The organism is Actinomadura sp. J1-007, from assembly GCF_009793335.1.
Lineage (GTDB): Bacteria > Actinomycetota > Actinomycetes > Streptosporangiales > Streptosporangiaceae > Spirillospora > Spirillospora yumaensis.
Map to the genome: position 1 here is coordinate 4,483,499 of NZ_WING01000001.1, position 21,396 is coordinate 4,504,894.

13 protein-coding genes and 8 pseudogenes are annotated in these 21,396 nt (G+C 75.0%); 16 read left to right on the forward strand and 5 right to left on the reverse strand.

Annotated features, from left to right (window positions below; all coding sequences use genetic code 11):
• Position 1: 1 nt before the first annotated feature.
• The 6 genes and pseudogenes from GEV43_RS20375 (at position 2) to ptsP (ending at position 4,398) form a co-directional block, all read left to right on the forward strand.
• Complete coding sequence (locus GEV43_RS20375) at positions 2 to 1,030, forward strand: SIS domain-containing protein (protein ID WP_160824670.1); 1,029 nt, start codon at positions 2 to 4, stop codon at positions 1,028 to 1,030.
• Positions 1,031 to 1,039: 9 nt separating this feature from the next.
• Positions 1,040 to 1,273: a glucose PTS transporter subunit EIIB gene (locus tag GEV43_RS20380; RefSeq protein WP_160822035.1), complete on the forward strand. Its 234-nt coding sequence runs from the start codon at positions 1,040 to 1,042 to the stop codon at positions 1,271 to 1,273.
• Between the two features lie 18 nt (positions 1,274 to 1,291).
• Positions 1,292 to 1,600: pseudogene (locus GEV43_RS20385) on the forward strand (PTS glucose transporter subunit IIA); the annotation flags it as partial.
• 250 nt (positions 1,601 to 1,850) lie between these two features.
• Positions 1,851 to 2,273 (forward strand): annotated as a pseudogene (locus GEV43_RS20390) (HAD family hydrolase); the annotation flags it as partial.
• A 184-nt stretch (positions 2,274 to 2,457) separates the two neighbouring features.
• Positions 2,458 to 2,724 carry an HPr family phosphocarrier protein gene (locus GEV43_RS20395; protein WP_160822036.1) on the forward strand — a complete coding sequence of 89 codons (267 nt, stop codon included), beginning with the start codon at positions 2,458 to 2,460 and terminating at the stop codon, positions 2,722 to 2,724.
• Positions 2,725 to 2,728: 4 nt separating this feature from the next.
• A pseudogene (gene ptsP, locus GEV43_RS20400) lies at positions 2,729 to 4,398 on the forward strand (phosphoenolpyruvate--protein phosphotransferase).
• Between the two features lie 37 nt (positions 4,399 to 4,435).
• On the opposite strand, the gene GEV43_RS20405 reads toward ptsP, so the two are convergent.
• Both GEV43_RS20405 and GEV43_RS20410 read right to left on the reverse strand, forming a co-directional pair.
• Positions 4,436 to 6,067 (reverse strand): glycoside hydrolase family 3 protein, encoded by a 1,632-nt coding sequence (locus GEV43_RS20405; protein ID WP_160822037.1) that lies wholly within the window; start codon positions 6,065 to 6,067, stop codon positions 4,436 to 4,438.
• 232 nt (positions 6,068 to 6,299) lie between these two features.
• On the reverse strand, positions 6,300 to 7,424 hold the full coding sequence (locus tag GEV43_RS20410; RefSeq protein WP_309239742.1) for a BadF/BadG/BcrA/BcrD ATPase family protein: 1,125 nt from the start codon (positions 7,422 to 7,424) through the stop codon (positions 6,300 to 6,302).
• Between the two features lie 61 nt (positions 7,425 to 7,485).
• Here GEV43_RS20410 and GEV43_RS20415 point away from each other — a divergent pair.
• Both GEV43_RS20415 and GEV43_RS20420 read left to right on the forward strand, forming a co-directional pair.
• Positions 7,486 to 8,447, forward strand: a pseudogene (locus GEV43_RS20415) (MurR/RpiR family transcriptional regulator).
• Positions 8,444 to 9,339, forward strand: a pseudogene (locus tag GEV43_RS20420) (N-acetylmuramic acid 6-phosphate etherase). The pseudogenes GEV43_RS20415 and GEV43_RS20420 overlap by 4 nt, the downstream one beginning before the upstream one ends.
• A gap of 212 nt (positions 9,340 to 9,551) precedes the next feature.
• On the opposite strand, the gene GEV43_RS20425 reads toward GEV43_RS20420, so the two are convergent.
• Positions 9,552 to 10,751 (reverse strand): acyl-CoA dehydrogenase family protein, encoded by a 1,200-nt coding sequence (locus GEV43_RS20425; protein ID WP_160822038.1) that lies wholly within the window; start codon positions 10,749 to 10,751, stop codon positions 9,552 to 9,554.
• Between the two features lie 75 nt (positions 10,752 to 10,826).
• Between GEV43_RS20425 and GEV43_RS20430 the strand changes: the two are divergent.
• The 7 genes and pseudogenes from GEV43_RS20430 to GEV43_RS20455 all read left to right on the forward strand — a co-directional run bounded on the left by GEV43_RS20430 (position 10,827) and on the right by GEV43_RS20455 (position 17,419).
• A pseudogene (locus tag GEV43_RS20430) lies at positions 10,827 to 11,446 on the forward strand (HAD family hydrolase).
• Positions 11,447 to 11,568: 122 nt separating this feature from the next.
• Positions 11,569 to 12,105 carry a DUF6912 family protein gene (locus tag GEV43_RS20435; protein WP_160822039.1) on the forward strand — a complete coding sequence of 179 codons (537 nt, stop codon included), beginning with the start codon at positions 11,569 to 11,571 and terminating at the stop codon, positions 12,103 to 12,105.
• Between the two features lie 92 nt (positions 12,106 to 12,197).
• On the forward strand, positions 12,198 to 13,829 hold the full coding sequence (gene pruA / locus GEV43_RS20440) for an L-glutamate gamma-semialdehyde dehydrogenase (RefSeq protein ID WP_160822040.1): 1,632 nt from the start codon (positions 12,198 to 12,200) through the stop codon (positions 13,827 to 13,829).
• An 82-nt stretch (positions 13,830 to 13,911) separates the two neighbouring features.
• Positions 13,912 to 14,505, forward strand: a complete 594-nt coding sequence (locus tag GEV43_RS20445) for a hypothetical protein (protein ID WP_160822041.1) — start codon at positions 13,912 to 13,914, stop codon at positions 14,503 to 14,505.
• 119 nt (positions 14,506 to 14,624) lie between these two features.
• A pseudogene (locus GEV43_RS54970) lies at positions 14,625 to 15,068 on the forward strand (haloacid dehalogenase-like hydrolase); the annotation flags it as partial.
• A gap of 86 nt (positions 15,069 to 15,154) precedes the next feature.
• Entirely contained in the window at positions 15,155 to 15,334 is a 180-nt protein-coding gene (locus tag GEV43_RS54975; protein ID WP_309240024.1) for an HAD hydrolase-like protein, read from the forward strand.
• A 122-nt stretch (positions 15,335 to 15,456) separates the two neighbouring features.
• Positions 15,457 to 17,419: pseudogene (locus GEV43_RS20455) on the forward strand (acetoacetate--CoA ligase).
• Between the two features lie 223 nt (positions 17,420 to 17,642).
• Here GEV43_RS20455 and GEV43_RS20460 read toward each other — a convergent pair.
• Together GEV43_RS20460 and GEV43_RS50605 are read right to left on the reverse strand one after the other, a co-directional pair.
• Positions 17,643 to 18,245, reverse strand: coding sequence for a hypothetical protein (locus GEV43_RS20460; RefSeq protein WP_160822042.1), 603 nt, complete (start codon positions 18,243 to 18,245; stop codon positions 17,643 to 17,645).
• A 78-nt stretch (positions 18,246 to 18,323) separates the two neighbouring features.
• The gene (locus tag GEV43_RS50605; protein WP_241682979.1) at positions 18,324 to 19,205 is read right to left on the reverse strand and encodes a C40 family peptidase; all 882 of its coding nucleotides are present in this window, start codon (positions 19,203 to 19,205) and stop codon (positions 18,324 to 18,326) included.
• Between the two features lie 364 nt (positions 19,206 to 19,569).
• On the opposite strand from GEV43_RS50605, the gene GEV43_RS20470 reads away from it, so the two are divergent.
• Positions 19,570 to 21,270 carry a serine/threonine-protein kinase gene (locus tag GEV43_RS20470; protein WP_206681222.1) on the forward strand — a complete coding sequence of 567 codons (1,701 nt, stop codon included), beginning with the start codon at positions 19,570 to 19,572 and terminating at the stop codon, positions 21,268 to 21,270.
• Positions 21,271 to 21,396: the final 126 nt, after the last annotated feature.

Genomic DNA, 21,396 nt, shown 5'->3' on the forward strand with positions numbered 1-21,396 from the left:
GATGCGGGCCGAGATCGGGCAGCAGCCCGAGGCGCTGGACCGGACGATCGAGGCGCTGCTGCCGCGCGTGCCCGACGTGGAGCGGCTCGCGCGCGGCACCCGGCAGGTGCTGTTCATCGCGCGCGGCTCGTCCGACAACGCCGCCGTCTACGGCCGCTACCTGGTCGAGTCGCACACCGGGCGGCTCGCCACGCTCGCCGCGCCGTCGATCGCGACGACGTACCGGCGCAGGCTCGACCTGTCGGGCGTGCTCGCGGTCGCGATCAGCCAGTCGGGCAAGACCGAGGAGATCGTCGAGACGCTCGACTGGGCCCGGGACTGCGGCGCCCGCACGGTCGCCGTCACCAACGGCGCCGCGTCGCCGCTCGCCGAGTCGGCCGAGGTCGCGCTGGTCACCGAGGCCGGCGACGAGCTGGCCGTGCCCGCCACCAAGACCTACACCACCCAGCTCGCCGCGCTGTCGGTGCTCGGCCTCGGGCTCGGCGCGGACGCGGACGCCGCCGACCTGCGCCGCGTCCCGGACGAGGTCGCGCGGCTGATCGGGCTCACCGAGGCGGCGGGCGCGCTGCCCGCGATCGTCGAGGACCTCGCGGCCGTCCCCGGCGCGGTCGTGTCGGGGCGCGGCATCGCGTTCGGCACCGCGCTGGAGCTGGCGCTGAAGATCAAGGAGGCGTGCTACCTGCACGCCATGGGCCTGTCGTACGCCGACCTGCTGCACGGCCCGATCGCGGTCGTGGACGCGCAGACCCCGGCGCTGCTGGTCGCGGCCGACTCCGGCCCGACCCTGCCGGGCACGGTCGCGCTCGCCCACCGGGTCCGGAGCGCGGGCGCGAACGCGTACGGCATCGGCGGCGGCGCCGGGCTCGCCGAGGCGTGCTCGGCCGCGCTGCCCGGACCGGCCCTGCCCGAGTGGGTCGCCCCGCTCGGCCTCATCGTCCCCGGCCAGATCCTGGTCGAGAATCTGGCCCGCAGGCTCGGCGTCGACCCCGACGTCCCCCGCGGCCTGAACAAGGTCACCCAGACGGATTAGGAGCACCACATGGACAAGGCGGAGGCCATCGTCGCCGCGCTCGGCGGCGCCGACAACATCGTCGACATCGAGCCGTGCGCGACCCGGCTGCGCACCGAGGTCAAGGACGGCGGCCAGGTGAACGAGGCCGCCCTGAAGGCGGCGGGCGCGTTCGGCGTGATGCGCAGCGGCACGGTCGTCCAGGTCGTCGTCGGCCCGGAGGCCGACACCATCGCCACCGACATCGAGGACATCCTCGACTGAGCCTGGGGGCCTGACGCAATGACGCGAGTACTGTCGCCGGTCAGCGGCAAGGTCGTCGGCCTCGCCGGCGTGCCCGACCCGGTCTTCGCCCAGGCCATGGTGGGCCCGGGCACGGCCGTGGACCCCGAGCGCGGTCCCGGCCAGGCGATCGCGCCGGTCACCGGGACGATCGTCAAGATGCATCCGCACGCGTACGTCGTGGTCGACTCCGAGGGGCACGGCGTGCTCGTCCACCTCGGCGTCGACACCGTCCAGCTCAAGGGCGAGGGCTTCGAGCTGCTCGCCGCCGAGGGCGACCGGGTGAGCGCGGGCGACCCGCTCGTCGGCTGGGACCCCGACCGGATCGAGGCGGGCGGCCGTTCGCCGGTGTGCGCGATCGTCGCCCTCGACGCGGGCGCCGACGCGCTGTCCGACGTCGCGGAGTCCGGCGAGGTGACGAAGGGGCCGAGCTCTTCACATGGCACTGACTCCGGGCGACGGGCCGGGACGCGGTCCGGACGGGGAGGAGCTGCCGCTGCGCGCGGCGGTGTTCGACCTGGACGGCACGCTGATCGACACCGAGCCGCGCAACCGGGTGATGTGGGCCCGGCTGTTCGCGGCGCACGGCGTCCCGTGGGACGAGGAGCTGATCGCCTCGTTCGCGGGGCGGCGCGGCGCCGAGGTGCTGGCCGAGCTGCTCCACCTGTTCCCCGGCGGCACCGTCGAGGAGCTGTTCGAGCAGGTCCTGTCGTACGGCACGGACCCGGGCCTGCCGCCCGACGCGCCCGTGCCGGGAGCGGTGGAGCTGGTCAGGTCGCTGCACGAGGCGGGCGTCCCGCTCGCCGTCGTGACCTCGGGCCTGCGCCCGTACGCCGAGGGCCTGCTGGGCGGGCTCGGCGTGCGGAGCCTGCTGGACGTGGTGGTGACGGCCGGCGACGTGGCCGTCGGCAAGCCGCACCCGGAGGGCTACCTCGCGGCGGCCGGGGCGCTCGGCGTCCCGCCCGCCGAGGCGGTCGCGTTCGAGGACGCGCCCGCCGGAGTGGCCGCCGTGAAGGCGGCGGGTATGACCTGCGTCGCAGTGGCCACCACCCTGCCGGCGGGGGCGCTGTCCGCCGCCGACCGGGTGGTGGCCGACCTGAAGGAAGTGAACGTGGTGCCGGGCCCCGCGCTGCGGGTGTTCGGGGACGGTGAATCGAGGAGTGGCAGTGACCGAGCGCAACGTCAAGATCGAGTCCAAGGTGGGGCTGCACGCGCGGCCGGCCGCGCTGTTCGTGCAGACCGCGGCCAAGGCCCCGATGGACGTCACGGTGGGCAAGCCGGGCAAGGACCCCGTCAACGCCAAGAGCATCCTCGCGGTGCTCGGCCTGGACGCCCGGCACGGCGAGGAGGTCGTGCTCTCCGCCGAGGGCCCCGGCGCCGACGCGCTGCTGGACGAGCTGGAGGCGCTGCTCACGGAGCCGGAAGGTGCCTGAGGTCCTGCGCGGCGCCGGCGTCAGCCCGGGTGTGGGCTCCGGCCCCGTCCGGACCGTCGCCGGGGCCGTGCCCGAGCCGACCGCGGGCGCCCGCCACGCGGGCGACGCCGAGGCCGAGAAGCGCATCGCGCTGGACGCGCTCGCCGCCGTCGCCGAGGACCTGGAGGCGCGGGGCGCCCGCGCCGCCGAGATCGGCAACAAGGACGGGCAGGACGTGCTGAACGCCCAGGCGCTGATGGCCCGCGACCCGGGCCTCGCCGACGGCGTCGGCGCCAAGGTCGAGGCGGGCGTCGCGGCGCCGCGCGCGGTGTTCGAGGCGTTCGGCGTCTACCGGGAGATGCTGGCCGGAGCGGGGGAGTACCTCGCGGCCCGCGTCACCGACCTCGACGACATCCGCGACCGCGCCGTGGCCCGGCTGCTCGGCCTGCCGGTGCCGGGCGTGCCCGAGTCCGACGAGCCGTTCGTGCTGGTCGCGCGGGACCTGGCGCCCGCCGACACCGCCGTGCTCGACCCGTCGCACGTGCTGGCGTTCGTCACCGAGGAGGGCGGCCCGACGAGCCACACGGCGATCATCGCCCGCACCATGGGCGTGCCCGCCGTGGTGGCGCTGCCGGGCGCGACGGCCCTGACCGAGGGCACGCTCGTCCTCGTGGACGGCGCCGCCGGAACGGTCACGGTCGGCCCGTCCGCCGCCGAGGTCGAGGCCGCCCGCGACGCCGCCGCCGCGCGCGCGTCGCTCGTCGCGGAGACGACCGGCCCCGGCGCGACGCGGGACGGCCACCGGGTCCCGCTGCTCGCCAACGTCGGCGGCCCGAAGGACGTGGACGCCGCCGTCGCCAACGGCGCCGAGGGCGTCGGGCTCTACCGCACCGAGTTCCTGTTCCTCGACCGTTCGACGCCCCCCTCGGACGCCGAGCAGGAGGAGGCGTACCGCGCGGTGCTCGACGCGTTCCCGCACGGCCGGGTCGTGGTCCGCACCCTCGACGCGGGCGCCGACAAGCCCCTCGCCTTCCTGCCGCCCCCTCCGAGGAGCCCAACCCGGCCCTCGGCGAGCGCGGCCTGCGGATGCTGCGCCGCCACGAGGACGTCCTGGACGCCCAGCTCGCGGCCCTCGCCCGTGCCGCGTCGGGCCGTTCGGCCAAGCTCCAGGTGATGGCGCCCATGGTCACCGACGCGGAGGAGGCGGCCTACTTCGCGGCGGCCTGCGGCGCGGCGGGCATCGACCACCCCGGCGTCATGATCGAGGTCCCGGCGGCCGCGCTGCGCGCCCGCGACCTGGCCGCCGAGGTCGAGTTCTTCAGCCTCGGCACGAACGACCTGACCCAGTACACCTGCGCCGCCGACCGGCAGATCGGCGGGCTCGCGGACTTCCAGGACCCCTGGCAGCCCGCCGTGCTGGACCTGGTCGCGATCGCCGCGAGCGCGGGCGTGCCCTGCGGCGTGTGCGGCGAGGCCGCGGGCGACCCGGCGCTGGCCTGCGTGCTCGTGGGCCTCGGCGTCACGTCCCTGTCGATGGGCGCGCCGTCGCTGCCGCTCGTCCGCGCGGCCCTGTCCCGCCACACCCTGGACGAGTGCCGCCAGGCCGCCGCCGCGGCGCGGGCCGCCCGCGCCCCGCACGCCGCCCGCGAGGCGGCCAGGACCCACCTGACGGCCCTGACGTCCCTGGGGCTCTGAGGCCGTTCGGCGTCGTGGCGTTCCGCGCCGCCGGTCGCTACTTGTAGGTGAGGCCGTGGCCCACCGGCTCGCCTCCGGCTCGGACCGGGAGCTTGCCGGTGGGCTTCACCCGGCCGGTGAGCACCCTGGCGAGCGCCTTCACCGAGACCGCGCTCGACGAGTACGCGGCGAGGGACGCGGCGGCCCCGGCGGCGCGGTCCAGGTCGTACGGGCGGCCGAGGGCGGCCACGACGACCGGCTTCGCGCCGAGGGAGCGGACGCGGGCGGCGGTCGCCGAGCCCGCGTTGACGGTCGTCAGGACGGCCACGTCGGCGGCCCCGAGCGAGGTCGTGCGGACGCCCTGGCGGCGCAGGGCCGAGGTGAGCACGTCGCTCTTCGGGCCGCTGACGTAGACCTTCTTGCCCTTGAGCGGCAGCAGGTCGCGGTCGTTGCGGACGAGCGTGACGGCGTGCTCGGCGACGCGGCGGGCGGTCGCCTTGCTCGCGCCGGTGCCGATGGCCGCCGCGGCCCGCTTCGGGTCGGCGCGGGCGTCGCGGAACAGGCCGCGCGCCTCCTTGAGCCGCAGGATCCGCGTGACGGCCTCGTCGATCCGCTTCGCCGGGATCTTGCCGGAACGGGCCGCCTTCAGCACGGCCTTGTACGCGCGGGGCAGGCTCGGCGGCATGAGGAGCTGGTCGGCGCCCGCGTTGACCGCCCGGACCGGGGTGGCCGAGTCGCCGTACTTCTCGCGGGCCCCGGCCATCTGGAGCGAGTCGGTGACGATCACGCCCTGGTAGCCGAGGTCGCGGCGGAGCAGCCCGGTCAGCACGGTCTTCGACAGCGTGGACGGGTCGCCGGAGCGGTCGAGCCTCGGCACGACGATGTGCGCCGACATGATCGCGTCCACGCCGGACGCGATCGCGGCCTTGAACGGCGGCGCGTCGATCCGTTCCCACTGGGCCCGGGTGTGGTCGATCACGGGCAGGCCGGTGTGGCTGTCGGTGCTCGTGTCGCCGTGCCCCGGGAAGTGCTTGGCGGTCGCCGCGACGCCCGCGGACTGGTAGCCGCCGATCGCCGCCTGGAGCATCCGCGATACGAGCGCCGGGTCCGAGCCGAACGACCGGACGCCGATCACCGGGTTGCGCGGGTCCACGTTGACGTCGGCGACCGGCGCGTAGTCCTGGTTGATCCCGACGGCGCGCAGCTCCGAGCCCGTGACCCGGGCCTGGTCGCGGGCGTCGTCCGGGCGGCCGGTCGCGCCGAGCGCCATGTTGCCGGGGAAGCGGGTGACGAACGGCGTCCGGGACACCAGGCCCTGCTCCTCGTCCACCCCGAGCAGCAGCGGGATCTTGGACGCGCGCTGGAACCGGTTGGACTGCGCGGCCGTGCGGGCGGGCGTGCTGAGGTCGGCGGGGAAGTAGATCAGCCCGCCCACGTGGTACTTGCCGATCATCCGGTCGGCGTCCGCGCGGCCGGAGAACGCGGGCACGAAGAGCTGCCCGACCTTCTCCTCCAGGCTCATGTCGGCGAGGAAGCCGGGGATCCAGGCGCCGCCGGACCGCGGCGCGGCCGGGCTCGCCGACCCGCGCGACGCGCCGCCGGGCCCGTCCCGCCCGTCCCCGGCGCCGCCGCCGCAGCCGGCGAGCAGCGCCGCCGCGGCGGCGAGCGCGAGTGGACGTGTGGCACGCACTGGACCAGGCCCCCGACGTGGTCGTCGTTACTTGCTCGTGATCTGACCCGCCGACGGTAGCCGCTGCGCCCGGGGATGTCGACCGGCCACCCCAGGGGCAAAGCACCCGTGACCCCTCGCTCGCCCGGCGTTGGGCAGCGGCGTGCCGTCCGGGGACCGGGCACGGCCATGGAGGGGCGGGAGCGGTCCTCAGGGGGCACGCCGCGGGACGGCGGCACGGGGCCGGGAGGCGTCAGTCGGGGAGGGGGAAGCCGAGGCGGCGCAGGGCGAGGCCGGCCGCGCCGATCGCGCCGTCGCCGGCCCGGCGCGGCGCGGCGCCGAACCGTTCGCTCAGCCCGGACCGCACGGCGTCGGCCACGGGCCCGTCGCGCAGGACGGAGCCGTGCATCACGACGGGCGCGTACGGGTCCGAGAGGGCCGGGCGCACCGCGTCAACGTCGCGCAGCAGCCACTCGGCGGCCTCCTCGGTGATGCGCCGGGCGACCGGATCACCCGAGGCCGCGGCGGCGGCGACGACCGGCCCGAGCCGGCCGAGTGCCGCCGGCGGGCGGCCGTACACCTCCTTGATGATCGCCTGGGCGAGCTGCGGGTTCGGCGGGGGGCCCGGCCGCGGGTGGTGGGCGGGCTCGCCGGACGGGTCGTCCGCCACCAGGAGCGCGGTGCCCGTCCCGCCGCCGCCCTGCGCGCCGCCGGAGGCCAGCGAAGGGGCGCCGGCCAAGGCCAGCGCCCGGTGGTGGCGGGGGCGGCGCGCCGAGGGCTCCTGGTTGCGGACGGCGCTGCCTCCGAGCAGCGCGCGCGGCACCGACTCGGTCAGCAGGGTCGGGGAGCCGCGGCCGTCGTAGGCGGCGAGCGCCGCCCGGACGGCCTCGCGGCCGAGCCAGACCGCCGATCCCTCGTCGCCGACGAGCCAGCCGTAGCCGTCGGCGCGCTGGACGATGGTCCCGTCGTTGATGACGGCGGCCCCGGCCCCGGTGCCGGAGAACACCACGATGCCCTTGGGGGCGCTGGTACCCGCGGCGAACGCCACCGCGATGTCGGTCACGACGGCGGGCGAGCCGCGCAGCCCCACGGCGTGCCAGGCGCTCCGGGCGCCCGCGACGGCGGCGGGGCGTCCCGCCGAGCCGGCGCCGGCGATCCCGAAGACCCCGGTGAGGACGTGGGAACGGTCCACGTCACCCAGGGCCTCCCGCAGCGCGGTGGTCAGAGCTCCCGCGGTGTCGCCGCCGGAGTTGGGGTTGGCCCCTGGGCCGGTGCCGGTTCCGGCCAGGGCTCCCCCGAGCGTCAGTACGACACAGCGGGTCTTCGTGCCACCCGCGTCGATACCGACCACGTACGGACCGGCCAAATGGGTCAACACATGGCGACCGTAGCCTTTTCTACCGTTGACGTGACATCCTCGAAGTAAGAAAATTTCTTCCATGAGGAAACCCACCGGCCCCGAGCCGGGGAGCACAGGGGAGCCGCAGGCACCCGCGGGCGACGCGGCGCCCAAGGAGGCGACGCCGCTGAGCACCGTGGTACGGGTGCGCTCACTCCTGCCTTCACTGCCCCCGCAGAGCGACGTGTCGCTCAACGCGTCATCGACGACCCCGAGGGGGTCGCCAACTCCACCATCACCGAACTCGCCCAGACCTGTGGCACCTCCGAGACCACCGTCATCAGGTTCTGCCGGGCGATCGGGTTTCATGGGTATCCAGAACTGCGGCTGACCCTCGCCACCGAGGCGGGCCGAGCGCAGAGCGCGACCGGCGGCCGGGTCATCGGCAGCGACATCAGTCCCGACGACTCTCTCGAACAGATCGTGGAGAAGGTGTGCTTCGCCGACGCGCGGGCCGTGGAGGAGACCGCGGCCCAGCTCGACATCAAGATGCTCGAACAGGTCGTGGACGCCGTCGTGGCGGCCGACCGGGTCGACGTCTACGGTGTCGGCGCCAGCGCGTTCGTCGCCGCGGACTTCCAGCAGAAACTGCACCGCATCGGCAGGGTCTGCTCGGCCTGGTCGGACGCCCACATCATGCTGACCAGCGCGGCGGTGCTGGGCAGCGGCGACGTGGCGCTCGGCATCTCGCACACCGGCGCGACGATGGAGACCATCGACGCGCTCGAAGTCGCCAAGAGCAGGGGGGTGAAGACGGTAGCTCTGACCAATTTCCCCAAGTCGCCCATCGCCGAGGTCGCGGACCTCATCCTGACGACGGCGGCGCGGGAGACCACGTTCAGGTCCGGCGCGACCGCCAGCCGGCTCGCGCAGCTGACCGTGGTCGACTGCGTGTTCGTCGGAGTGGCGCAGCGCACGTACGGGCCGACCCGCAAGGCCCTGGAGGCCACGTTCGAGGCCGTCCGCGGACGGACCATGCGACCGGACCGGAGGCGCCGGTGATCGACACTGAGCTCCCCACGGAGGGCCGCAACCCGCGGACCCTCGACGTCGACACGCTTCCCACCCTGGAGGTGCTCCGCCGCATCAACAGCGAGGACGCCACCGTGCCGATGGTGGTGGCGGCCGTCCTGCCGGAGATCGCGGAGCTGGTCGACCTCGCCGTCGCCTCGCTGCGCGGCGGCGGGCGGGTGCACTACTTCGGGGCCGGGACCTCGGGCAGGCTCGCGGTGCTGGACGCCGCCGAGCTGCCGCCCACGTTCGGCATCTGGGGCCGGGTGGTCGCCCACCACGCGGGCGGCTTCGGCGCGCTGTCCCAGGCCGTCTCGGAGGTCGAGGACGACACCGAGCTCGGCGCCCGCGACGCCGCCGAGGTGGCGCCGGGCGACGTGGCGATCGGCATCGCCGCGAGCGGCCGCACCCCCTACGTGGTCGGCGCGCTGCGCGCCGCCGCCGCGGGCGGCGCCCGCACCGCGCTGATCAGCTGCAACCCGCACACGCCGTACGGGGACGAGGTGGAGGTGCACATCGGGCTCGCCACCGGGCCCGAGGTGATCAGCGGCTCCACCCGGATGAAGGCGGGCACCGCGACCAAGCTGGTGCTCAACTCGTTCTCGACCACGCTGATGATCAGGATGGGCGCACCTACTCCAACCTGATGGTCAGCGTCAACGCCCTCAACTCCAAGCTGCGCGCCCGGCTGGTGCGCATCCTCACCGAGGCGACCGGCATGGACGCCCGGACCTGCGAGAACGCGCTCGCCGAAGCGGCCGGGAACACCCGCGTCGCGCTGGTGTCGCTGCTCGGCGAGGTGCCCGCCGCGCGCGCCACCACCCTGCTGGAGGAGACCGACGGCGGCGTTCGGGAGGCGCTGCAACGGCTCCGTTCGGCCTGACCGACGACCGACCGACGACCGACCGACGACCGACCTGGAACCCGTTGGCCCGTTCCCTTCACGCCGGGGGACGGTCCCCGACCCCGCGGCGCGGCCGGGCCGTACGACGGCCCGACTTTCCCGGCCCGCCGCGGTCGCCCGCCGGCCACCCGTGATCATGCGATCGTCCCCGCACCGGTCGCATGGTCACGGATCGCGGGCCGGGCGGGCGGTCAGCGGCGCTCGTACGGGCGCAGCTCCTGCCGGGCGACGGTCCTGACGTGCACCTCGTCGGGGCCGTCGAAGATCCGCATGGCGCGCACCCACGCGTACATCGAGGCGAGCGGGGTGTCGTCGGAGACGCCCGCCCCGCCGTGCACCTGGATGGCGCGGTCGAGCACCTCGTGGGTGATCCGCGGCACGACCACCTTGATCGCGGCGATCTCCGAGCGGGCGCCCTTGGCGCCGTGCTGGTCGATCAGCCAGGCGGTCTTGAGGGTCAGCAGCCGGGCCTGCTCGATCGCCATCCGCGACTCGGCGATCTGCTGGCGGACCACGCCCTGCTCGGCCAGCGGCCGACCGAACGCGACGCGCGACGCGGCCCGTTCGCACATCAGCTCCAGCGCCCGCTCGGCCATCCCGAGCGCCCGCATGCAGTGGTGGATGCGGCCGGGCCCGAGCCGGGCCTGGGCGATCATGAACCCGTCGCCCTCCCCGGCGATCAGGTTGGCCGCCGGCACCCGGACGTCCTCGAAGAGGATCTCCGAGTGGCCGTGCTGGTCCTGGTAGCCGAAGACGGGCAGGTGCCGCAGCACCGTCACGCCGGGCGCGTCGCGGGGGACCAGGACCTGCGACTGCTGCCGGTGCGCGGGCCCGTCCGGGTCGGTCTTGCCCATCACGATGAAGATCTTGCAGCGCTCGTCGGCGGCGCCGGTGATGAACCACTTGCGGCCGTTGACCACGTACTCGTCGCCGTCCCGGACGATCGAGGTGGTGATGTTGGTGGCGTCGGACGAGGCCACCTCCGGCTCGGTCATCGCGAACGCCGACCGGATCTCGCCGTTCAGCAGCGGCTCCAGCCAGGTCCGCTTCTGCTCCTCGGTGCCGAACATGTGCAGGACTTCCATGTTCCCGGTGTCGGGCGCCGCGCAGTTGACGGCCTCGGGCGCCAGGTCCGGCGAACGGCCCGTCAGCTCGGCGAGCGTCGCGTACTCCACGTTCGACAGCCCGGACAGGTCGGGGAGGAACAGGTTCCACAGGCCGCGCCGGCGGGCCTCGGCCTTGAGCTCCTCGACGACGGGCGGGAGGGCGTGCGGGTCGTTCGCGGCCCGCCAGGCGGCGTAGACCGGCTCGGCCGGGTACACGCGCTCGTCCATGAACTCCAGCAGTCTCCGCTGGTACTCCCGCGCTTTCGGGCTCGGTTCGAAGTCCATGCCGCCAGTCTGGCAGAACGCCGTTCGGTTGCGGTCGCCGGGATCGCCTACCATCGGCCCGTGAGCGTCAAAGCTGTGATCACCGACTGGGGCGGCGTGCTGACCTCCCCGCTGAACGAGGCCGTCGCCGTCTGGCTGGCCGCCGACGGGATCGACGCGGACCGCTACCGCACGGTCATGCGGGGTGGGTGAAGCGCTCGTACAGCGGCGGCGGCGTCAGCCCGATCCACGGCCTGGAGGACGGCACCCTCGAACCCGCCGAGTTCGAACGGCTCCTCGCCGCCGAGCTCGTCACCGTGGACGGCGGCCCGGTGCCCGCCGCCGGGCTGATCGACCGGATGTTCCACGCGTTCGCGCCCGTCCAGCCGATGTACGACGCGCTGCGCGCCGCCCGGTCCGCCGGGGCCCTCACCGCGCTGCTGTCGAACTCGTGGGGCAACCAGTACCCGCGCGACCTGTTCGCGGACCTGTTCGACCACGTCGTGATCTCCTGCGAGGTCGGGATGCGCAAGCCCGACGAGCGGATCTTCTGGCACGCCGTCGGGCTGCTCGGCCTCGCCCCCGAGGAGTGCGTCTTCATCGACGACATCGAGCACAACATCACCGCGGCCGAGGCCCTCGGCATGCGCGGGATCCTCCACCGCGACGCGGACGCCACCGTCGCCGCCCTCCGCGACCTGAAGCTCCTGCCCTGACCGTCCGGTCACCCCCGCCCCCGTCCCTCCGCGCCGGGCGCCCCCGGCCCTGCCGTCCCTCCGCGGTACGGGCGAGCCGGGCCCCGGCGGTCCCGGCGGGTCTGGCAGACTGGCTCACCGTCATGCGCGTCTACCTGCCGTCCACGCCCGCCGGGCTCGCCGCCGTCCTCGCCGCCCGCGAGGCCGGGCCCGCGCCGCTGCGCGCCTACGCCGTGACCCCGGCGCTGCGCGAGTGGTACGCCGGGGGCGACCTCGAAGAGCTGGAGTACGCGGCGATGACCGCCGCCGCCCGCGCCTCCCTCCGCCTGCTCGCGGCCGACCTCGCCGCACCGGGCGGGCCCGCGGCGGACGCCGGGCCGCGCCGGGTGGTGCTGGCCGCCGAGATGCCCGACGCCGCCGTCCGCTGGGCGTCCGGCGACGCCGCCGTCGGCGGCGACGGCGAGCGCGCGCTCGCCGAGGTCACCGAGCCCGTCCCGTGGAAGCGGATCGCGTCCGGCCACGTGGACGACGAGGCCGCCGCCGTCGACGTGCGGGCCGCCGCGCTGGCCCTCGCCGCCGCCGACGCGGGCGACGAGGACGCCCGGTTCACGGTGGACGGCGCGGAGGGCCACGAGCTGCTCTGGTACGCCACGCAGGAGCTCGCCGGCCTCGCCCTCTGACCCCGTCCACGCATCGGAAGCGGACGGCGGGGTAGATCTCCGGCACCGTGTCAACGACGGTCGACGAGGTCGGATCCGAGGGAGCGAGCACTATGGACGCCGTCACCACCGTGCCGGTTCCGGTGAACGAGGCGGTGAGGACGTACGCCCCGGGCAGCGGCGAGCGGACCGCGCTCGAAGCGAGGATCAAGGAGCTCGGCGGGGCCGAGACCGAGCTGACCATGACGATCGGCGGCGAGCGGCGGCTCGGCGGCGGCGACCCGGTCGAGGTGGTGGAGCCGCACAACCACGGCCACGTGCTCGGCCGGATGGGCGAGGCCACCGCCGCCGACGTCCGCGACGCGATCGGGGCCGCCCGCGCGGCGGCCCCGGCCTGGCGCGCGATGCCGTTCGACGACCGGGCCGCGATCTTCCTCAGGGCCGCCGACCTGCTGGCGGGGCCGTGGCGCTCCACGCTGAACGCCGCGACCATGCTCGGCCAGTCCAAGTCGGTGCAGCAGGCGGAGATCGACTCGGCCTGCGAGCTGATCGACTTCTGGCGCTTCAACGTGGACTACGCCCGCACCCTGTACGCCCAGCAGCCGAACTCCTCGCCCGGCGTCTGGAACCGGATGGAGTACCGGCCGCTCGAAGGGTTCGTGCTGGCGATCACGCCGTTCAACTTCAGCGCGATCGCGGGGAACCTGCCGACCGCCCCGGCGCTGCTGGGCAACGTGGTCGTCTGGAAGCCGTCGCCGACGCAGCAGCTCGCCGCGCACCACACGCTGCGGCTGCTGGAGGCCGCGGGCCTGCCGCCCGGCGTGATCAACCTGGTCACCGGGAGCGGCGCGGCCGTGTCGCAGGCCGCGCTGACCTCGCCCGAGCTCGCCGGGATCCACTTCACCGGCTCGGCCCGCACGTTCCAGCACCTGTGGCGGACGGTCGGCGAGAACCTCTCCGGCTACCGCGGCTACCCGCGGATCGTGGGCGAGACCGGCGGCAAGGACTTCGTCGTCGCGCACCCGTCCGCCGACCCGGCCGTGCTGAAGACCGTCCTCATCCGCGGCGCGTTCGAGTACCAGGGCCAGAAGTGCTCGGCCGCGTCCCGCGCCTACATCCCGCGCTCGGTCTGGGACCGGATCCGCGACGACCTCTGCGACGAGGTCGAGGCCCTCACCATGGGCGACGTCGCGGCCGACCTGTCGGCGTTCATGGGCGCGCTGATCGACGGCCGGGCGTACGCCAAGAACAAGGCCGCGATCGAACGGGCCGGGGCGCTCGACTCGATCCGGATCCTCGCCGGGGGCGGCACCGACGACGAGCGGGGCTGGTTCGTGCGGCCGACCGTGCTGGAGTCGTCCGACCCCGAGGACGAGATCTTCACGACCGAGTACTTCGGCCCGATCCTCGGCGTGCTGGTCTACGACGACGCCGACTACGACGCGATGCTCGCCCAGATGGAGGGCGCCGCGCCGTACGGCCTGACCGGCGCGGTCGTGGCCCGGGACCGGGCCGCGATCGCCGAGGCGGCGGACCGGCTGCGGTTCGCGGCGGGCAACTTCTACGTCAACGACAAGCCGACCGGGGCCGTGGTCGGCCAGCAGCCGTTCGGCGGGGCCCGCGCGTCCGGGACGAACGACAAGGCCGGGTCGATCTTCAACCTGACCCGCTGGGTGAACGTCCGGTCGATGAAGGAGACGTTCGTCCCGGCGACCGACTACCGCTACCCGCACATGGGCGGCTGACCGGCGGCGAACCTCGCATAACCTTATTGACCAGGCAAAACAGGCAAAACAGGCAAAGCTGGTCAATCGGGGGAGCAGGGGTTTGCGTCCGGCAGGGATCGCCGGCGGCGTCGCCGTCGTGCTCGCCGTCGCCGTGGTGGCGGCCGTCACGGTGTTCGGCGACGGCGGGCCGGGCGCCGGGTCGCGGCCGGTCAACGCCGCGCACGCCGCGTCCGGGCTGCGGCTGGACGCCGACGCGGCCGTCCTCCCGGTCGGGACGGCGGCGCTCGTGCCCGGCGGCGCGTACGAGTACACCTTCCGGGTCCGCAACACCGGGCGCCGCCCCGTCCGGTCGCTGATCGCGCGCAGCGAGCAGGTGACCGGCCCGCGCGCCGGGAAGGGCCTGCGGGTCGTGGCGATCAGCGACCCGTCGTGCCGCGCCGGCGACCGCGTGGACTGCCACTTCCCGGTCCTGCGGCCGGGCGACTCCCGCACCGTCCGGGTGCGGGTCCGCGCGGCCGCCGCCCGCCGCGCCGGGGACGAGCTGGCCATCCGCACCTACCTCGCGACGTACGCGCCCATCGCCCGCGGCCAGGTCACCTACGACGTGCTGGGCGAGGCGAGGACGACCCGCGACACGTTCGGGGACGCCCCGTCCGCGACCCCCGCGCCGCGGGGCCCGCGCGGGAGCGCCTGACCGCCCGGCGCCCGGTTGCGGAAGCGCCCGGCAGGGCCGACCATGAAGGCGCCCGCGCCGCCTGTGGCGGGGGCGGGGCCGCCCCGCCGGGACGGCCCGGGACGCTGCATGGGAACGGGATGTCGACGCTGAACCGCCTGGTGCTCTGGAACATCGACCACACCCTGGTGGACGTCGGGCGCGTCACCCGGGACGCCTACGCCGAGGCGTTCAAGCGCACGACCGGCCGCGGGCTCGTCCGGCTCGCGCCGACCGCGGGCCGCACCGAGTCCGAGATCATCTTCGAGACGCTGGCGTTCAACGACATCGTCACCACCGACGACCACCTGCCCGCGTTCATGGCCGCGCTCGCCGACGCGTTCGCGGCCCGCCGCGCCGACCTGGAGAAGCACGGCCGCGTGCTCGCCGGGGCCCGCGAGGCGCTGGCCGCCCTCGCCCGCGTCCCGGGCGTCGTGCAGTCGGTGCTGACCGGCTCGGTCCGGCCGAACGCCACGCTCAAGCTCACCGCGCTCGGCCTCGCCGACCACCTCGACCTCGACAGCGGCGGCTACGAGACCGGCGTCTACAGCAAGGCCGCGCTGCTGGAGATCGCCCGCGCCCGCGCGGCCGAACGGCACGGCGCGCCGTTCCCGAGTCGGCCACGGTCTACATCGCCGACTCGCCGCGCGACGTCCAGGCCGCGCACATCGCCGGGTCGCCGATCGTCGCGGTCGCCACCGGCAGCGCCACCGAGGCCGAGCTGCGCGCCGCGGGCGCCGACACCGTCCTCGCGACCCTCCAGGACACCACGGCGGTGGTCGAGGCGGCGGCCTCCCTGACCCGCCTCTGACGGACCCGGCCCCCGGACGCCGCGCCGGTCCACACGCGGCCGGGCGGGGTGGTTGCGTTCGCGGGGGTGCGCGCTCGATGCTGGGGGCGCCGCGCTCGGGGCGCGGCAGGAGGGGAGTGCACATGTCCCGTGACCACCGGGTCTCCGAGGGCGCGCCGCTGTGGACGCCGCCGGAGGACGTCGTCGCCAACGCGCGGGTCACCCACTTCACGCACTGGCTGTGGGACCGGGGCGTGCTGACCGAGTCGTACGACGAGCTGTGGCGATGGTCGGTCACCGAGATCGACGCGTTCTGGGACGCGATCTGGGAGTACTTCGAGGTCGTCGGCCACCGCGGCGACGGGCCCGTCCGGACGGGCGGCCCGCTCCCGGTCGACGGGCTGCGCTGGTTCCCCGGCGCGACGCTCAACTACGCCGCCAACGCGCTGCGCCGCGCGGGCACCGCGCCCGACGACGTCGCGATCGTGTTCCGCTCCGAGGCGGGCGGCCACCGCAGGCTGTCGTACCGCGAGCTGTCGCTGCACGTGGCGGAGGTCCGCGCGGGCCTCGCGAACCTCGGCGTCGGGCCCGGCGACCGCGTCGCCGCGTACGTGCCCAACATCCCGAGGCGCTCGTCTGCTTCCTGGCGACCGCGTCCCTCGGGGCGGTCTGGTCGTCGTGCTCGCCCGACTTCGGGTCCTCCGCGGTGATCGACCGGTTCGCTCAGATCGAGCCGACCGTGCTGGTCGCGGTGGACGGCTACGCCTACAACCGCAAGCTGTTCGACCGGACCGCGACGGTCGCCGAGATCGAGGCGGCGCTGCCCTCGCTGAACGCCACGGTGCTGATCCCCTACCTCGACCCCGCCGCGTCCCCCGAGGGCGCCGGGCTCCGGCGCGGCGTCGCGTACGCCGACCTCCCCGTCGAGGGCGCCGAGCCCGCGTTCGAGGAGGTGCCGTTCGAGCACCCGCTGTGGGTCGTCTACTCGTCCGGGACGACCGGGCTGCCGAAGCCGATCGTGCACGGCCACGGCGGCGTCGTCCTCGAACACCTGAAGGCCGTCTCGTTCCAGCAGGACATCGGTCCCGGCGACGTGTTCTGCTGGTACACCACGACCGGCTGGATGATGTGGAACTACCTCGTCGGCGGCCTGCTCACCGGATGCACGGTGCTGATGTACGACGGCGCGCCCCTCGACCTGTGGAAGCTCGCCGCCGACGCGGGCGCGACGTACCTCGGCGTCGGCGCCCCCTACATCACCGCGTCGATGAAGGAGGGCCGCCGCCCCGGCGAGGAGTTCGACCTGTCCGCGCTGCGCGGCGTCGGATCGACCGGCTCGCCCCTGCCCCCGAGGGCTACGAGTGGGTGTACGACGCGGTCGGCCGCGACCTGCTGCTCGGCTCCCTGTCCGGCGGGACGGACCTGTGCACCGGGTTCCTCGGGCCGACCCCGCTGCTCCCGCTGCACGCGGGCGTCATCCAGGCCCGCGGGCTCGGCGCCAAGGTCGAGGCGTACGGCGAGGACGGCGAGCCCCTCGTGGACGAGGTCGGCGAGCTGGTCATCACCGAGCCGATGCCGTCGATGCCCGTCTCGTTCTGGAACGACCCCGACGGCGCCCGCTACCGCGAGTCGTACTTCGCGACCTACCCCGGCGTGTGGCGGCACGGCGACTGGATCAAGATCCGCCCGGACGGCGGCTGCGTCATCTACGGCCGGTCCGACTCGACCCTCAACCGCGGCGGCGTCCGCATGGGCACCTCCGACTTCTACCGCGTCGTCGAGGGCTTCCCCGAGATCGCCGACAGCCTGGTGATCGACACCGGGCGGCTCGGCAGCGAGGGCCGCCTGATCCTGTACGTCCAGACCGTGCCGGGCGCCGAACTGGACGACGACCTCGCCGGACGCCTCAAGAGCGCGCTGCGCTCGGCCCTGTCGCCGCGGCACGTTCCCGACGAGATCCACGGCGTCCCCGGCATCCCGCGCACGCTGTCGGGCAAGAAGCTGGAGATCCCGGTCCGCAAGATCCTCCTCGGCACCCCCGTCGACGAGGCCGCCAACCGCGACACCCTCGCCAACCCCGAGGTGCTCAAGCACTTTGTTGATTGAGCCCCGGCCCAGCCCGCTCGCCTGGCGGCTCGCGTCGTGACCGTGTCTTTGCGAGTGCTGCATCGCTTCGCGATCTGTCCGGGGGGAAGCTCGCCTTCGGCTTCGCTTCCCCCCGGACAGTTAACGCACTCGCGCGGTGGCTGGGGTCGCTTCGGGGCTGTGCACGCTGGCGGGGCGGTGCGGCTTACCGTCCGTGCGTCGGCCGCTGTGGGGGGAGGTCGGGTCAGGGGCGGTTGCGGGTGGCGGCGTAGGCGAGGATGTCGCGGCGGCGGTAGAGGCGGCGGACGCGGCCGCCGCCGAGGGGCTCCTCGCGGGCCGGTTCGGGCCAGCCCGCGGGCGGGCGCTTCGGGTAGACGGTGACGCTCGTCTGCGCCAGCCCGAGGATGCGGGCGGCGTCGGCGAGCGTGACGAGGTCGTCGGGGTCGCCGTCCGCCCGGCGCTCGGCGAGCGCGGCGTACCAGGCGTCCCACTCGGCGGCGTCCCAGTACAGGGCCTTGCCCGCCTGGTGCGCGACCTCCGGATGGCCGTTGGCGTCCCGGTCCGCCCACAACCGCTTGAGGCGGTGGCGGCTCAGGCCGTGCCGGGCGGCGAGCGCGTCGCGGTCGGCCAGCCCCGGCGGGACCTTCGGCGCCGAACGGCGCGCGGCGTACCAGCGGTCCCATTCCCCGGCGTCCCAGACCAGCTTGCCGCCGAGCGTTCCGGCCGGTTCCGGATGGCCGTTGGCGGCCCGTTCCCGGTACCACTTCTCCAGCGTGCTGAGGCCGAGCCCGTAGGCGTCCATCAGCTCGGCCCGGGTGCGGACGAGGCGTCCGTCGAGCGTGGTCATCCCGCCATTGTCGCCGACGGCCGGCGTTCGCGGAGGGGCCGCGCCGCCCGTCCGGACGGACGGCGCGGCCCGCGCCCCCTACAGCGAGGTCGGGACCGGCGGGAGCTTCTTCCAGGCCGGTCGTACCGCGCCCACGTAGTTCTGGCGGTAGTACCCGCGCAGGCGCTCGGTGGTGATGGTCCTGCCCGTGCGCGGCGAGTGCACGAACCGGTTCCTGCCGACGTACATGCCGACGTGCGCGAGCCGGTTGAAGAACACCAGGTCGCCCGGACGCAGCTTGGTGCGCGCGACCTTCGTGCGGATGCGCCGGTACTGGGCGGTGGTCACGCGCGGGATCGACACCCCGGCGCGCCGCCACGCCTGCTGGACGAGGCCGGAGCAGTCGAAGCCCCGGCCGCCGGAGCCGCCCCACACGTACGGGCGGCCCTTCTGCCTGAGCGCGAACCCGACCGCGCGTTCGGCGCGGCGCTCCCACTGGGCCTCCAGCTTCGCGCGCTTGGCGCGCACGGCCTTCTGCACGGCGGCGAGCATCATCGCGTTGTGCTGGGCGCGGGCGGTGCGGCTGTGCAGCGCGCGGGTCGCCCCGGCGGCTCCGGTCTGCTGCGCCTTGTGGGCCTGCCGGACCGTGCCGGCCGCCTCGCCCCCGGTGGCGGTCTGGCCCGCCTGGGCCGTCCCGGCCGTCTTGGTCGCGGCCGCGCCGGCCGCTCCGGACGTGCCGGGCGCCGCGGCCGTGCCGGCCGCCGCGCCCTGCGCGCTCGTCTTCGGCGCCGTCGCGGCCTGCTGCTGCCCGCCCGCCGGCGCGGCGGGTGGAGCCTCATGGGCCCCCGCGGCGCTCTCGGGCTCGCGGCCCCCCGGTCCGGCCGGCGGTCCGGCCGGGCCCGCGGCCGCCTCGGCGACCCCCGGGACCATGGCCAGGCTCAGCGTGGTCGCGCAGCTCACGACCTTTAACGGGATGGACATGCCTGTCATACCTCCTTATGAAGATCGTTCAGGCTGCCTCGTACCCGTGCCCCGCGGATCACATTCCTGAAATTCCCTGGAGAACCCCCTCTGACCTGGGGAAATGTCGGCCGTGCACGGATGTGTACGGTATCGCGGGGCGGCGCGCCCCACTAGGGTGGATCCGACCAACAGGGCCCGAACGGAAGCCGCAGGTCAGATCGCGCCGTATGGTCGGATGACCGGGTGAACTTCCCCCGGGTTCCAGGCGTCACACAAGCGGAGCACTGGCGTGCGCGATCCCGCGCCGGCCTGCCCGATCCTGCTCCGCCCGGTCCGATCCGATCGTCGCGGTCCGAGATTCGAGAGAGGGACGGTTCCACGCATGAAGGTTGGGGCGCTGCGGCCCGGTGACCCGGAGAGGCTGGGGCCGTACGCCCTGCTCGGCCGGATCGGTGAGGGCGGCCAGGGCACCGTTTTCCTCGGCGAGGCCGTCCCCGCGACCGAGGGCGAGGGCGGCGGCGAGACCCGGGCCGACGCCGGCGACGGCGACGGCGGCGCCGAGACGTCCGTGGACGACCGGGCCGGCGACGCCGCGTCCGCCGGCAGGGGCGACGCCGCGGACGGCGACGGCGCGGTCGTGGGCCGCAAGGTCGCGGTCAAGCTGCTGCACGCCGAGCTGACCTCCGACGACAAGGCCCGCGCCCGGTTCCTGCGCGAGCTGGAGGTCGCCAAGCGGGTCGCCCCGTTCTGCACGGCGCAGATCCTCGACGCCGACGCGACCGGCGACCGCCCCTACATCGTCAGCGAGTACGTGCCCGGGCCCTCGCTCAACGAGCACGTCCTGGCCGACGGCCCCCTCGGCGGCGCCGCCCTCGACCGGCTCGCGGTCGGCACCGCCACCGCGCTCGCCGCGATCCACCAGGCCGAGATCATCCACCGCGACTTCAAGCCGCACAACGTGCTGATCGGGCCGGACGGCCCGCGCGTGATCGACTTCGGGGTGGCCCGCGCGATCAGCGGTTCCACCACGCTCACCAGCAAGGTCATCGGCACCCCCTCGTACATGGCGCCCGAGCAGCTCCAGGGCGGCGAGATCGGCACCGCGGCCGACGTGTTCTGCTGGGCGGCCACGCTGGCGTTCGCCGCGACGGGCGAGCCGCCGTTCGGCCAGGACTCGATCCCCGCCGTCATCAACCGCATCCTGCACAACGAGCCCGAGCTCGGCCCGATGAGCGGGCCGCTGCGCGACCTGGTGTCCGACTGCCTCAGCAAGGACCCGGCCGAACGGCCGCACGCCCGGCAGGTGCTGATGCGGCTGCTCGGGCACGAGGAGGCCGCCGAGCCCGCGCCCGCGAGCGCGCCCGACGACGCGACCGCGATGCTGGAGGTCGGCAGCGTCCTGGCCGCCGAGCTGGCCGGCCTCGACGACGACCGGGACCGCCGCCGCGACGCGGCGTTCGTCCCCGCGGCCGACGCGCACGACGCCCACGACGACGGCGGGTTCGCCGACGCGCCGGGCACGTTCGGCGAGCGGGCGGACGGCGAGCCGGAACGGCTGCCGACGCCCGCCGAGTGGGCCGCGCAGAACACCCTTCCCGGCAAGGCGTCGCCCGCCTCCGGCGGCCCGCTGCGGCGGGTGCTGGCGGGGCAGAGCCGCCCCGCCCTGCTCGCGGGCGCCGCCGCCGCGCTCGTCGCGATCGTGATCGTGTCGGCGTTCCTGGCGTTCGGCGGCGACGGCAAGGGCAAGGCCGGGCGCACGGTCGGCGACCCGAGCGACAGCCCGGCCCCGTCCTCCTCGTCCCCGAGCCCCTCCTACACGCCCTCGCGCCGGGCCGTGGAGCCCCCGCCCTCGACCGAGGAGGACACTCCGCCGCCCGACACCGGCACCCCCGAGGAGCCCGACCCGACCGGCGAGTCGTCGCCCCCGCCCTCGGAGAGCCCGACCCCGCCGCCGAGCGACACCTCCTCGCCCGACCCGTCCGACACCCCGACCGACCCGGACCCGACGGACGAGCCGGGCTCCGGCGGCGGCAAGGGCGGCAAGGGCGGGAAGGGCACCGGCAAGGAGCGCCCCGCGGGATGATCAACGGATTTCGTTGATCACGGCGAGTCGCGCCTTACGGGCTGGCAAGGTGGGAAAAGCCACGTGCACCTCGCGCCCGCGCAGGTCGGCTTTGGGGCGATTCCTGGCTACGCTGACGCAGTGAGC

Coding starts and splice junctions, on each gene's coding strand:
- GEV43_RS20425 (WP_160822038.1), bottom strand. CDS start 10,751: ATGGACTTCGAACCGAGCCCGAAAGCGCGGGAGTACCAGCGGAGACTG.
- GEV43_RS20375 (WP_160824670.1), top strand. CDS start 2: ATGCGGGCCGAGATCGGGCAGCAGCCCGAGGCGCTGGACCGGACGATC.
- pruA (WP_160822040.1), top strand. CDS start 12,198: ATGGACGCCGTCACCACCGTGCCGGTTCCGGTGAACGAGGCGGTGAGG.
- GEV43_RS20460 (WP_160822042.1), bottom strand. CDS start 18,245: ATGACCACGCTCGACGGACGCCTCGTCCGCACCCGGGCCGAGCTGATG.
- GEV43_RS20470 (WP_206681222.1), top strand. CDS start 19,570: ATGAAGGTTGGGGCGCTGCGGCCCGGTGACCCGGAGAGGCTGGGGCCG.
- GEV43_RS20380 (WP_160822035.1), top strand. CDS start 1,040: ATGGACAAGGCGGAGGCCATCGTCGCCGCGCTCGGCGGCGCCGACAAC.
- GEV43_RS50605 (WP_241682979.1), bottom strand. CDS start 19,205: ATGTCCATCCCGTTAAAGGTCGTGAGCTGCGCGACCACGCTGAGCCTG.
- GEV43_RS20435 (WP_160822039.1), top strand. CDS start 11,569: ATGCGCGTCTACCTGCCGTCCACGCCCGCCGGGCTCGCCGCCGTCCTC.